Raw genomic sequence first — 12282 nt, forward strand, 5'->3', positions numbered from 1 at the left:
ATGAACATCAACAACGGTGGCTAACGAGTGACCCATGTCAGAAATGCACATTGCCGTTGTCGGTGGGGGAGCCGCCGGTTTTTTTGGAGCAATTCAGGCCGCCCGCCAATTTCCCCAGCTCCGCATCACAATTTTGGAAGCCCTACCCCAACCCCTGACCAAGGTACGCATCTCCGGCGGCGGACGGTGCAATGTCACCCACCACTGCTTTGACCCACTCCTGCTGAGCCAACACTACCCCAGGGGCGGCCAGGTGCTCCGGGGACTGTTGACCCGCTTTCAACCCCGGGATGTGCTGGACTGGTTTGCCCAAGAAGGGGTGACGCTCAAAACTGAACCCGATGGTCGCATTTTTCCCTGTAGTGATGATAGCAGTACGATTACCACAGCGTTGGTGCGGGCGGCACAGCGGGCACATATCACCATCCAAAATCAGCATAAAATCCATACCATTCGCCGCCAAGGGGACGGGTTTCACCTGGAATGGGCGGGGGGCGGTCTGGTCTGTGACCGGGTTTTGCTGGCGACGGGCAGTAGTCCTTCGGGTTATGCCATTGCCACTCAGTTGGGACATCGGTTAATCCCACCGGTACCGGCGCTGTTCACCCTGCACATTCCTGACCCGGCATTGTGGGCATTGGCGGGGGTGAGTTTGCCCCAGGTGCGTTTGAAATGGCTGGGGGAGGGATTGCCCCGGCTGGCGCAAAAACATCGGGAACAGCAGGGAGCTTTGCTGATCACCCATTGGGGCCTCAGCGGCCCGGTGGTACTGCGGTTGTCCTCATGGTTGGCTCGTTTTCTCCACGCTTGTCAATACCAAGGGCAACTCCAGGTGCATTGGTTACCGGCGTGGGGGCGGCAAAAATTGTATGAACAGTGTCAGTTATTACGCACCCAAGTGGCGGCGAAAACCCTGGGGAATTATCGTCCGGTGCGGGAACTGCCCCAGCGGTTGTGGCATTATTTACTCGCCTGCGCCCACATTCCCCAGGAACGCCGGTGGGGGGAACTCTCCGGGCGGGAGTTGGAACAATTGTTATTACAAATGACGGCGAAGGTGTATCCGGTCACGGGCAAAGGCATTTTCAAAGAGGAATTTGTCACCTGTGGCGGGGTGCCTTGGGGGGAGGTGGATAGCCGCACCCTGCACAGCCGGGTCTGTCCGGGGCTGTACTTGGCGGGGGAGGTGCTGGACATGGACGGGCTGACGGGGGGATTCAATCTCCAGGCGGCGTGGACCACCGGTTGGATTGCCGGGCAGGCGTTGGGAGCCAGGAATGAAGATGACTAAACCCGCACCCGATGCCCCGCATTTATCCCCTTGGCTGACGGGAGCCGCCTATTACTTGGGTAAATATCTTATATTTCCTTTGTACTTTGGGAAAATCACGATTACCGGGCAGGAGCAGATTCCCTCGGCAGGGTCCTTATTGGTCACGCCCACCCATCGTTCTCGCTGGGATGCGGTGTTGGTGCCCCACAGCGTGGGCTGGCTGGTGTCCGGGCGGCATCTCTATTTCATGGTGGCGGCGGAGGAGGTGCGGGGGTTCCAGGGCTGGTGGATTCGGCGGTTGGGGGGATTTCCGGTGCAACGGGAGCAACCGGGACGGGAGGCGTTGACCCAGGCGATCACCCTGCTCAGCCGGGGGGATAGTTTGGTGATGTTCCCGGAGGGCAAAATTTCCCGGGAGGGGACGCTCTTACCTCTGAAACCGGGGCCGGTGCATCTGGCGTTGCAGGCGGTGCAACACAACCCGGAATTAGTTTTACATATTTTGCCTGTATATCTAAAGTACAGCCATCCCTACCAACCCTGGCGTACCCAGGTGGTGATCCAAATTGGTGCCCCTTTGCGGGTATTGCCCCCCATGAACCAATCCCTGCGCCAGGCGACTTTGGCGTTAACTGAACGGCTCCGGTCATCCCTGCTGGCCTTGGGTGAGGGACTGCACCACCCGCTCTAACCCCAGGGAATGGGAGGCTTTGACCAACACCCGATCCCCCGGTTGCAGGTAGGTTTGTAAATGGTGAATCATTGCCTCCCGGTCGGGCAAAATCTCGGTGGGCACTGGCTTAGCCGCCGTCGCCAGGGGGTAGATTTCCGGGTCATCGAGTAGTATTAAATAATCATAATGTAATTCGCTAATTAACCGTCCGACCTGAGCATGGAGCGAGACGGAATGTTCCCCCAATTCCCGCATGGCACCCAATACGGCGATGTGGCGTTGTCCGGGGGTTTGTTTCAGGGTGTGCAAGGTGGCGCAAACGGCTTCCGGGCTGGCGTTGTAGGTTTCGTCGAGCAGGAGAATATCCGGGGCAGTTTGCCACCAGCGACTCCGCCCCGCCGGTACATCCAGGGACAGGGGTTGGGTCGGCCAGGGCACACCCAGGGTTTGGGCGACGACCAGGGCTGCCAAAAAATTCAGGGCATTGTGGGCGCCAGGCAGGGGCAACGGGGCACGCCAATCCCCCACGATTAACTCAGACTCTGTGACCTGTGCCTGCATATGCCCCTGGTGCCACCCATAGGTGCAGGTCGCCCCCTCCCAAACCGCCCTTGCTGTATGATGTAATAACTCATTCTCCCGCCAGTAAATGGCTGTGCCCTGGGGGTCGAGATGGGCAAAGAGTTCACATTTCGCCTGGGCAATCGCTTCCCGGGAACCCAAGCGACCAATGTGCGCTGTGCCGACGGTGGTAATCACCCCCACATTGGGCTGGGCGATTTGCGCCAGGCGGGCAATTTCCCCCCGTCCCCGCATCCCCATTTCCAGCACCACATAGTTGTATGCCCGGCTCAGTTGCAACAGGGTTTTCGGCACCCCGATGTCGTTGTTTTCGTTGGCGGCGGTTTTCAGCACCCGCCCCTGGGTGGACAGCACCGCAGCAATCAATTCCTTAGTGGTGGTTTTCCCCGCCGAGCCAGTGACGGCAATGACGGGGATGGTAAATCGCCGACGCCACCAGGTTGCCAGGGTTTGGTAAGCCGTGAGCGTATCGGGAACGAGCAACAGCGGCATCTCCGGGGAAAAAAGCTCTTGCTTGTGGACAATGGCCGCCACCGCCCCTTGAGCCAACGCCTGGGGGATAAATTCATGGCCATCCCACCGTTCCCCTGGCAAGGCGACAAAGACTTCCCCCGCCTGTACCTGTCGGCTATCGGTGGTGATCCCCGCAACCACACCCGTCAGCGGTTGGCTAGGGGTCGCCCCCAGGATGGCAATCAATTGCTCCAGCCGCAACAAAGGGCATTTCCTCAATGGTTCATCCTGATTTTACAGGTCTTCTTCCGCTTGCGTGCGATAAACCCGCACCAATTCGTGAATGGCAAAGTTCAGGACTTCCACCAGGGATTCCGGCGGCAGGAGGTCACAAATGTGCAGGATTTGCTCCATCACCGCCTCCCGATTGATGGGGGGTGGGTTCTGTTGACCCGGCGCTAACGGCTCACTCACAGGATTCATCGGGGGAAGCAAAAATGCCAAAAATCACAAAAACGGCAATAGTCGCAGGTAAGGAATAGAACTGCGTTCATGATGCTTGACTCCACTGTGGTAATTGCGGAGAAAATCAATGCTCCGTATTTTTACCCTAGAAGTTGTCACCCACTGCAGGGTCAAGGCCCGATAGCATAAAATATTTTTATAAAAATTTCCGCATATTTACGGATGAAATTTTTGAGTTACTTATGGGTAAATCGCTCTACCCAGCACCTATAGCAATTTTTATGAGAATTATTACGGATACCAGCCAAGGGTTCCTCCCCTCCCCGGGCAGTCTCTCTCAGAAACTTTACAAAAATTATTGATCATTCCGTGAAATTAGGTTAAGCTATCGGGACAAGGTCAAAAAAATTGAGCTATTGTGTGCAGAATTACGCAGTTTATCTGAGGGGGAACGTTGATGTTGTTGGGGCGAGATCCACGGTTAATCCGGTTTTTACAAGAGGAATTGGCGGTATCGGCGGCTTCGATTGAGATGGCGATGCGGCGGGAGGATTCGGGGCAGGGGCCACTGCCGATGGTGCTATGGCGTTATGGGTTGATTAGTTTAGACCAATTGGATCAGGTGTTTGCTTGGTTGGATACCGTAGATGCGGTGAATTAGGGTGGTATGCCCCCGCCTGAGGGTTTGGACATGGGATGGATGGTGCCCAGTTCTATCTTTTGACCTGCGCCAAAAATTCTTTCACCAAATTTTCTTGTTCAGATGCTGATAGCTTAGGATTAGGGTTGGAAAAAAGAGAGTTTCAAGGGCACTTCTAAAAATCGGTCGCAGGGTGGGATTTATGGTTGGTTCAAATAAATAGAAGTTCCCTTTAATCTTCTACAATTTTAGATTGGCGATATAGCAATCCTAAATGAAAATGGAACAGGGGTCGCAGGGGCACCGCCCCCGCATTTGGTTTTGGGAAATTTTTATTTGTAAATCAAGTAGGATTGCTATAGAGGTGCCCTGTAATAAAATTGTAATAATAAACAATTACTTGGATAGCACTATCTCCCACCCGATTAGGGGACAAATGTCCAGGAGAACCTTGTCCACCCTGCCCCCAGGGATAACCCCTGTAGAACCCATTTGAGATTTCAAGGAGGAGATGCGAGACGTTGCAACATACAGTCTTTTAGGTAGTTATGGGATACAGCTAAAATTCCGCTTGCCGTAGGTTGATCACGTTGGGCTTTTAGAATAATCAAGGTTTTTTTGTATCCCTTAATTTATAAATAGACTGTATCCAAGCATCTTTGTTATTGATTAATCCTTCTTCTTTTGCAAATTGGTTTGCCAAATGTTGCTACTGTACCCCATAATAGAAGAAAAGACTGTACCAGGGGGCGAGTGGCAATGTGGATTTTGACGAATTTGGGGACGTGGTGGGCAGTTATGACGTGTGGCAGGTGACACCGGAGGGCAAAATTAAAGTGATTGACCGGGTGACACCTTAAAACATCTCCGAAAATACAGGTTATTTGGCTCAAATGCCCATACTCATTCGAGAACCAGAAACCGGGGGCTAGGTTCCTGCGACCCATTTTTGGAAGTGCCCATTAGCCAGTGTCAAAGCCCTAATTAAGGCTGATTAGATGCAACTGTTTATTCTCCCGATTTAATACATACTTTGTACTTTTCTTTATCACCAGCTTTTCCTGTATGGCTTTCTTTAGCCAAATTCGCACCTGACCCACCCCAACATCTAACAGTTCAGCAAGTTCTTTATCTCCTTGCGGTTCACGTAAATGATGTAGAAGTAAAGGTAACACAGCTTCATAAGCATTTTTAGGCAACTTTGATGTCAGTTCCTTTTCTTGAGGGTTAGCATTATTTGACTGAATTTCTAATTGATTTTTTTTGTTTATATCTAATTGTTTTGAAGTGCTTGTTTGAGTTCCTGTCGTGTGGATTTGTTTCTGTTCTTCTAGCAAATCTAGTAGGCTACGATTCCATGGTTGGAACGGGAAAGGTATCGCTCCTAATTTAACGAGCTGATAATTTCCCTGGGGCACATTTCCTTCTAATCGAACCCAAACAAAAATTCTGTTTTCTCTCTTTAATTCTTCCTTGGCTCCAGCCCAGGTTCCACCTTTTTCGTAAGAGGAATTTACAACCAGAGCATGATCAGCTAGGGCATACACATATTTATTCCGGTTCATTGCATTTCCCACATTAAATCCCACAGAGGGATCATAGGGTGAGATTAAGACAACTCGACCTTCACGAAGTCCCTGACGATACTTCATTGATACCGCCGCTTTGCTCAAACTATCTGCTAAAACTCCAACCGATGTACCTCCAACAGAAATAGCCGCTAGCATAGCAGTCTCGTCAACGCCACGTGCGCCGCCCGATACGATTTGTATTCCTTGTTCAGCACACTTTTCAGCGATGCGTTGGGTATATCCAAGCCCCTCATCATCGATGTCGCGAGAACCAACTACGGCTAACCCCCCTGCCGATAGTAAATCTCGATTTCCTACACCATATAGAATTGGGGGAGCTAAGTGCTTTAATTTCTGCTTCAACCTTTGTGGATAAGTTTCATCACTACGACTTAGTATCCACAAACCCTTACTTGTCCAGTTTTCCACAGCAACTGCTAGCATAGCTCCTCGCTCCAAAAGCCGAACTATTCTTTGGGGGTTGAGGTCTCCATTGATCTGATGGAAAACCCAGTTTTTCCCTTCTGTCGTCAGTAAATCGGCAGGGCGCAGATTATCTTGGTGTAATTTTCGTGCTAAAGCATTGTACTCACTAAGACTCAGGGGCATCGGTTCAACTTGACGGGATTCACCAAATCCTGCACATAGAAGCAGAATTGCTTGGGTGTCAGGTTGTAAGATATGCGTAAGTACTGCCATCTATTCTCCCTGACTCAGCGAATTGAGGGCTAAAGCTAATGGAAATACTTTACCACTGCCTGCCTGACGCAACAGAGCGGTGATCACTGTAAATGTCCAGCGAGAATCTACCATATCGTCAATCAAGAAGACAGAGCCTGCCATTCCTCGCCAAGGACTAACCGTAAATGCGCCATCTAGGTTCTTAGCTTGTTGAGTGCTATTCTTCATCTCTTTTTGTGGACGGTTTTGTTTGATTTTCTTAACACAGGGAACAAAAGGAATGTTTAATTTACGAGCTAAACGGTCGGCAAAGCTGGGCACTAGTTCAGGACGGGTGAGGGAAGGGACACAAGTTACCCATGTGGGAAAGGGATTGGGTTGCCAACGCTGAATTAAATCGTACACGGCATCCACCAGTTCGTCACTAAAGTAATTATCTTGGTACTTGCCTTGTTTGACCAGATTTCCCCAACCTGCATCACCCCAAATTGATAATGCGCGACCAGTCTCAGCTCGTAAATTTTGAGGGATATTCCCTCTCCATGCGTAAGTTAAAAGTCCACCAGTAATCCACTGTTTGCGTGGCTCAATAATCTGGTCTGTTCTGCGGAGAAAAAGGACTGCCTCTTGGGCTTTGGCTGAAGAGTAGGTTTCTGGAATGAGAGCTTTTCCCAAACAAACAGCACAGCGTCCACATTCTTTTGTAGTGTTGTCGTCCAACTCTTGGGCTAAAAACATCATCAGACAGCTATTTGTATTGAGATAATCCAACATACGAGCTTGTTCATGCTTTCTGATAGCAGTAAGCTGAGCAATTTTAGCGTGATTTACTTGGTAGTTAATTGGTGTGGAATACCAGCGACTCCCAATTTTTGCAACTGGAGAGGGTTCTTCGACGGATAATAATTTTAGGACTTTTTCAATTTGTCCCCTAGAAAGATTTAATTTTTCCTCTATTCCAGCAATGGATAAACCGTCTTCTTGATTGAGAACAGCCAGGATTTCTAGGACATGGCGCTCTGGGGGAAAAGCGGATTCAATAAAATAATTGGTGATTTCTTCATCTTCATCGCCACTTAGTAAGATGCCATAAGCCTGCGAAACTGCTCTGCCTGCCCGTCCTACTTGTTGGTAGTAATGAACCACTGAGCCTGGACGCTGATAGTGAATTACAAATCCAAGGTCAGGTTTATCAAAACCCATTCCTAGGGCAGAGGTTGCCACTAAAGCCTTGATTTCATTATTTAGTAGCCTTTCCTCCAAAACTATACGCTGTTCAGGTTCAAGTTGCCCAGAATAGGCTTCGGCATCAATTTTTTGTGTTCTTAACCACTCTGCAACCTGTTCTGCATCTCTAATTGTCAGAGTATAAATGATTCCACTGCCCGGCAAATTGGGAAGGTGCTCGGCTAACCATGCCAATCTCTCTGCCTGACTGGGTAAATATATGTTTTGCAGGGATAAGCTCTGCCTCGTTAGCGTTCCCCTAACTACACGCAGTTTTGTACCAAGCTGAGCACATATATCATTTATGACTCGATCGTTTGCTGTTGCTGTTGTTGCCAGCACGGAAATCGTTGGAGGTAAGGCTTGCAGGATGCGTACAATTCGCCGGTAGTCGGGACGAAAATCATGCCCCCAATCAGAAATGCAATGAGCCTCGTCAACTACAAAAAATCCAATTCTCGCGGATAGAGGTAATAAAATCTGCTCGCGAAACTCGTCGTTTGCCAGACGCTCTGGTGAAATCAGAAGTATATCAATCTGATCAGATAGCAGTTGTTTTTGGATAATTTCCCATTCTGATTGATTGCTGGAGTTGATAGTTCCCGCTCGCAGTCCGATTCGTTCAGCGGCAGAAATTTGATTGCGCATTAAAGCGAGGAGGGGAGATATGATTAGGGTTGCTCCCATACCTCGATCGCGAAGAAGGCGGGTAGTTAAAAAATATACGAGACTCTTTCCCCATCCGGTTCTTTGTACGACTAATAAACGAGTGCTTGGATTTAATAAATGCTCGATCGCTTCCCATTGCCCGTCCCGAAAGTTTGCTACTGGATTATCCAGTGCAGTACGGAGTAGTTGCAGAGCAGTAGCTTGCAGGTCAGGCATGGTTTTGTTAGTTCTTAGAGCGTATTTTTCTGAATTATAAATTAATTTACGCTAATTCAATCTAACCTGATTCGCAAACAAATGTCCGGGAGAACCAAACAGGAGAACCTTGTCCACCCTGCCCCCAGGGATAACCCCTATAATCAAACCAGATTCCTGTGGGGCAAATGCTCATGCAACCACGCATCAAAGAAATTCTCAGTTGGTATGGCAGTGACAACCCTGGCACCCTGACGAATCTGGCTCGTTTACTCAATCACGGGCGGCTCGCAGGCACGGGCAAACTGGTGATCCTGCCGGTGGATCAGGGGTTTGAGCATGGCCCGGCGCGCAGTTTTGCCAGCAATCCCCCCGCCTACGACCCCCATTACCACTTTGAATTGGCGATTGCCTCCGGGTGTAATGCCTATGCCGCTCCCCTGGGTTTTTTAGAGGCGGGTGCCAGGGACTTTGCCGGGGAAATCCCCCTAATTCTCAAGGTGAATGACCACGATGTGCTGTTGGATGAAGCCGACCCCACCCAAGCGTTGACCGGGAGCGTCCAGGATGCCCTGCGGTTGGGCTGTGTGGGCATTGGGTTTACGATTTATCCCGGCTCTGCCCGCCGCTTGGAAATGTACCAACAAATCCGTGCCTACGCCGAAGAGGCCAAGCGCAACGGTTTGGTCGTGGTCATCTGGTCCTATGCCCGGGGGTCGGGGCTGAGTCGGACGGGGGAAACGGCGATTGATGTGGTTGGCTATGCGGCGCAGATTGCCGCCCAATTGGGAGCACACATTATCAAAGTCAAGTTGCCAAGTGAACATATCGAACAGGCGGCGGCACGGCAGGTCTATGAAAAAATGCAAATTCCGATTGCCACCCTCAGCGACCGAGTACGCCATGTGGTGCAATGTACCTTTAACGGGCGTAGAATTGTGATCTTTTCCGGGGGAGCCACTGCCACCGATGCCGTGGTACTCGATGAAATCCGTGCCATTCAAGCCGGGGGCGGGTTTGGTTCAATTATTGGGCGCAATTCATTCCAGCGTCCCCGGGCCGAGGCACTCAAACTTTTAGAGCAAATTATGGAAATTTACCAAGGCAAAATTCATCCATCTAAATAACCTTAAATCTGCCATCTCCACTAATATCCTTCCAGGGCAATATAGAGTTTTTTAGGGGCTTCCTCGAAGTAGTCAAACAGGTGGGGGCAAAGGTTAAATTCATGGTCTTCGTATTCCGAACAAACATATCTTGACCAGCCGCCATCCGACAGGATTAAATCCGCCGTAATGGTTACTTCCCCCGGTGGGTAGTCTTCGGTGTCCACCAGGATGCGCTCCAAAGTGTGCCAGTTTTGATCAGCCATAATGGCATCAATCAACTCACTCGTGCCCAGGACAAAAGGTTCATCTAAAACCCCCAGTTCATAGTCGCTGTACACCCAGGCATACGGGGTGCGGCGTAGATTGGTAATCGTGACGTAGGACATAGTTTCATGCCAGATTGAGAAGGGTGGATAACGGTTTGATATGTGAAGTAATCGTAAACCCATAGCAATAGTGTAGCAAGCTCACCTGGATGGTGGGTAAAAATTTTATACTTAGAAAGATAAAAGATACCTATAGCAATCCCACTTGATTTGCAAATAAAAAGTTTCCAGAACCAAGGACGGGGGCGGTGCCCCTGCGACCCCTGTTCTATTTGATTTAGGATTGCCATATATGATCTAATTTGGATAAAAATAATTGACAATTTGCTAATTAGAAGGATGCAGTATCTCTAGGTGTATAATTTCAGTTGAGATAGCATTTCCGGTTCCGAGTCCATAGGTCTGTCTGTCGTTTAAGGTTACCTGCATGAATATCCAATTCCGGGAAGTGGATACGTTCAACCTGTGGATATGGGTGGAATTTCCCCAGCCACCTACCCAGGAGCAAAAGGAGTACTTGCAAGAGATTTTTAGCTCTTGGTTTCTCCTCGGAAAGTTGGGGGGATTTAATGCGGAAAATTTACAGGTTCACGACCAGGGCTATGACCTGAATTTTTTTCCCTATGATGCCCAAATTAGCGATGAGGCATTTTTAGCAGTGATGCACAATATGGGGGAAGTGGAATATCAAGATGGTTGGGCACGCTGTTGGTTTGATCTAGGCACCAGCGATGGGATTGCCCTGGATATTTTATTAAATGTATTGCGCCAATTTAACCGGGAATATGTGCCCCTAAAAACTGTGATCGTTGGTGGGGTCAACCCCGATTGGCCGGTGGATCATTTCGAGCCGGAATCGCCGTTGCAGGGGCAATTTTGAACCCGATTGGTAACCCACCTTAGGGGTTTTGAGTACGACCAACCATTTTATCCAAACCCACGGTGCCGTTCAGGTTCGTGCCCCCCATAATCGCCTGCCGCACCTGCGCTCCCGTCAGGTCAGCCCCCGCGAGGTTCGCCCCGGTCAGATTGGTGTCGGTTAGATTTACCACACTCAAATTACTCCCACTCAAATTGGCGTTTTGCAACCGGGAACGGGAAATATTCGCGCCCCGCAAATCACTATTACTCAAATCCGCTTCCACCAAATTCGTCGAAGGTAAATTCGCCGTGACTAAACTGACTTTTTTCAACTTAGCCCCCTCCAAATTCGCCTGGGACAAATTCACCCGATCCAATCGGGAGGCGGTCAAATCTACCTTAGTTAAATCCGCTTGACTTAAATCCGCTTCCCGCAGGTTTGCGCCCCCCAATTTCGCCCCCGCTAAGTCCGCCCGACTCAAGCGCACCCGGGGTAAGGTCGCCCCGACCAAACTTGCTCCCCGCAATTTCACCCCTTCCATCCGGGCATCGGTCAAATCCGCTTGGTCTAAATTTGCGCCATTCAAAACCGCATTTTGCATCCGCACTTGGGACAAATTTACCCCGGTCAACACGGAACCGGTTAAATCGGCTCCCGTTAAATTGACATCTGCTAAATTGGCTTTTTCTAGGTTCACCAAACTGAGGGAAGCCTGCCGCAAATTGGCTTCGCTGAAATCCGTATGGGATAACTGGGCACCGTTCAAATTGGCTCGCTCTAAATTGGCACGGATGAAAATACTTTTGCTCAGGTTAGCATTTCCCAAATCCGCCTGTTTCAAATTGGCATTTCCGAAATTTGCTTCGCTAATATCCGCATTAAATAACTTGGCTCCCTCTAAATTTACCCCCTGCAAATTCGCCCCTTTGAGGTTGGCATTCCCCAAATTCGCCCCCGGGAGTACCATCCCCCGCAGGTCTGCCCCGGATAAATCACACTTGGGACACTGATTGGTGCTGGCTAATTGCTGTAGGTGTTCTGGATTGGCGGCTAGGGCTGGATACACACCCATCACTGCCGCTGTAACTAAGATAACTCCCCACCCGGTTCTTCTCATACGCTTATCTCCTGCCTAACCAAATGCTAACCATTACCAGACAATTTGCCTGCCATTATACTGCATCATGCCAGTTTTTGTTAGGTCATTTGCATTGAATTATGGGCATTCCCTGGGGATAACCGGCTGGTGGGTCGCTCCATCACGACCTCAAGGGATGAATTTTATTTTGTGGTTGCATCCGCTAGGGCCAAATCCTCTAACCGGAAGGTCACCAATTTATCCCAATTGCCCCCCTCAAACAACACGGCGGCACGGCCATCGGTGAGCCGTTGCACTTGCCCTTGGAATCCGTAATACATATCCCCGGGGTTGACCACCCGCACGGGGGAACCGGGTAAAATGGGCGAGGGATTTTGACTCATGGGGCAACCTCTTAAATATTTCTACCTATGACTGTAGCCAAAACCATCACGGGTCACAAGGGGGACGAGACAGA

12 protein-coding genes are annotated in these 12282 nt (G+C 50.0%); 5 read left to right on the forward strand and 7 right to left on the reverse strand.

Features of this window, described 5'->3' with window-relative positions:
• Window positions 1-34: 34 nt before the first annotated feature.
• Window positions 35-1291, forward strand: coding sequence for an NAD(P)/FAD-dependent oxidoreductase (locus MLD66_RS03515; protein WP_247215547.1), 1257 nt, complete (start codon window positions 35-37; stop codon window positions 1289-1291).
• Entirely contained in the window at window positions 1284-1964 is a 681-nt protein-coding gene (locus MLD66_RS03520) for a lysophospholipid acyltransferase family protein (RefSeq protein WP_247215548.1), read from the forward strand. The genes MLD66_RS03515 and MLD66_RS03520 overlap by 8 nt, the downstream gene beginning before the upstream one ends.
• On the opposite strand, the gene murF is transcribed toward MLD66_RS03520, so the two are convergent.
• Window positions 1920-3245 carry a UDP-N-acetylmuramoyl-tripeptide--D-alanyl-D-alanine ligase gene (murF, locus tag MLD66_RS03525; RefSeq protein ID WP_247215549.1) on the reverse strand — a complete coding sequence of 442 codons (1326 nt, stop codon included), beginning with the start codon at window positions 3243-3245 and terminating at the stop codon, window positions 1920-1922. The two genes, MLD66_RS03520 and murF, sit on opposite strands and share 45 nt — an antisense overlap.
• 30 nt (window positions 3246-3275) lie before the next feature.
• Window positions 3276-3464 (reverse strand): hypothetical protein, encoded by a 189-nt coding sequence (locus tag MLD66_RS03530; protein WP_247215550.1) that lies wholly within the window; start codon window positions 3462-3464, stop codon window positions 3276-3278.
• Between the two features lie 439 nt (window positions 3465-3903).
• Here MLD66_RS03530 and MLD66_RS03535 point away from each other — a divergent pair, with 439 nt between their 5' ends.
• Complete coding sequence (locus MLD66_RS03535) at window positions 3904-4107, forward strand: DUF2949 domain-containing protein (protein ID WP_247215551.1); 204 nt, start codon at window positions 3904-3906, stop codon at window positions 4105-4107.
• Window positions 4108-5066: 959 nt separating this feature from the next.
• On the opposite strand, the gene MLD66_RS03540 is transcribed toward MLD66_RS03535, so the two are convergent.
• Window positions 5067-6356 carry a DNA-processing protein DprA gene (locus MLD66_RS03540; RefSeq protein ID WP_247215552.1) on the reverse strand — a complete coding sequence of 430 codons (1290 nt, stop codon included), beginning with the start codon at window positions 6354-6356 and terminating at the stop codon, window positions 5067-5069.
• On the reverse strand, window positions 6357-8450 hold the full coding sequence (locus MLD66_RS03545; protein ID WP_247215553.1) for a RecQ family ATP-dependent DNA helicase: 2094 nt from the start codon (window positions 8448-8450) through the stop codon (window positions 6357-6359).
• Window positions 8451-8623: 173 nt separating this feature from the next.
• Here MLD66_RS03545 and MLD66_RS03550 point away from each other — a divergent pair, with 173 nt between their 5' ends.
• Window positions 8624-9556 (forward strand): class I fructose-bisphosphate aldolase, encoded by a 933-nt coding sequence (locus MLD66_RS03550; RefSeq protein ID WP_247215554.1) that lies wholly within the window; start codon window positions 8624-8626, stop codon window positions 9554-9556.
• Window positions 9557-9576: 20 nt separating this feature from the next.
• On the opposite strand, the gene MLD66_RS03555 is transcribed toward MLD66_RS03550, so the two are convergent.
• Window positions 9577-9924: a hypothetical protein gene (locus MLD66_RS03555; protein ID WP_247215555.1), complete on the reverse strand. Its 348-nt coding sequence runs from the start codon at window positions 9922-9924 to the stop codon at window positions 9577-9579.
• A 367-nt stretch (window positions 9925-10291) separates the two neighbouring features.
• On the opposite strand from MLD66_RS03555, the gene MLD66_RS03560 reads away from it, so the two are divergent.
• Window positions 10292-10744, forward strand: a complete 453-nt coding sequence (locus MLD66_RS03560; RefSeq protein WP_247215556.1) for a DUF3531 family protein — start codon at window positions 10292-10294, stop codon at window positions 10742-10744.
• A gap of 19 nt (window positions 10745-10763) precedes the next feature.
• Here the strand turns inward: MLD66_RS03560 and MLD66_RS03565 are convergent, their stop codons facing one another.
• A complete protein-coding gene (locus MLD66_RS03565) occupies window positions 10764-11843 on the reverse strand; it encodes a pentapeptide repeat-containing protein (protein ID WP_247215557.1) in 1080 nt (359 codons plus the stop codon).
• 164 nt (window positions 11844-12007) lie between these two features.
• Entirely contained in the window at window positions 12008-12208 is a 201-nt protein-coding gene (locus MLD66_RS03570) for an NAD(P)H dehydrogenase subunit NdhS (RefSeq protein WP_247215558.1), read from the reverse strand.
• Between the last annotated feature and the right edge of the window lie 74 nt (window positions 12209-12282).

The sequence above is a fragment of the Synechococcus sp. C9 genome (genome assembly GCF_022984075.1).
Lineage (GTDB): Bacteria > Cyanobacteriota > Cyanobacteriia > Gloeomargaritales > Gloeomargaritaceae > Gloeomargarita.

Bases quoted from the DNA above. Each gene is read 5' to 3' on its own strand.
- MLD66_RS03515 (WP_247215547.1), top strand. From the start codon at position 35: ATGTCAGAAATGCACATTGCCGTTGTCGGTGGGGGAGCCGCCGGTTTT.
- MLD66_RS03520 (WP_247215548.1), top strand. From the start codon at position 1,284: ATGACTAAACCCGCACCCGATGCCCCGCATTTATCCCCTTGGCTGACG.
- MLD66_RS03530 (WP_247215550.1), bottom strand. From the start codon at position 3,464: ATGAATCCTGTGAGTGAGCCGTTAGCGCCGGGTCAACAGAACCCACCC.
- MLD66_RS03535 (WP_247215551.1), top strand. From the start codon at position 3,904: ATGTTGTTGGGGCGAGATCCACGGTTAATCCGGTTTTTACAAGAGGAA.
- MLD66_RS03540 (WP_247215552.1), bottom strand. From the start codon at position 6,356: ATGGCAGTACTTACGCATATCTTACAACCTGACACCCAAGCAATTCTG.
- MLD66_RS03545 (WP_247215553.1), bottom strand. From the start codon at position 8,450: ATGCCTGACCTGCAAGCTACTGCTCTGCAACTACTCCGTACTGCACTG.
- MLD66_RS03550 (WP_247215554.1), top strand. From the start codon at position 8,624: ATGCAACCACGCATCAAAGAAATTCTCAGTTGGTATGGCAGTGACAAC.
- MLD66_RS03555 (WP_247215555.1), bottom strand. From the start codon at position 9,924: ATGTCCTACGTCACGATTACCAATCTACGCCGCACCCCGTATGCCTGG.
- MLD66_RS03560 (WP_247215556.1), top strand. From the start codon at position 10,292: ATGAATATCCAATTCCGGGAAGTGGATACGTTCAACCTGTGGATATGG.
- MLD66_RS03565 (WP_247215557.1), bottom strand. From the start codon at position 11,843: ATGAGAAGAACCGGGTGGGGAGTTATCTTAGTTACAGCGGCAGTGATG.
- MLD66_RS03570 (WP_247215558.1), bottom strand. From the start codon at position 12,208: ATGAGTCAAAATCCCTCGCCCATTTTACCCGGTTCCCCCGTGCGGGTG.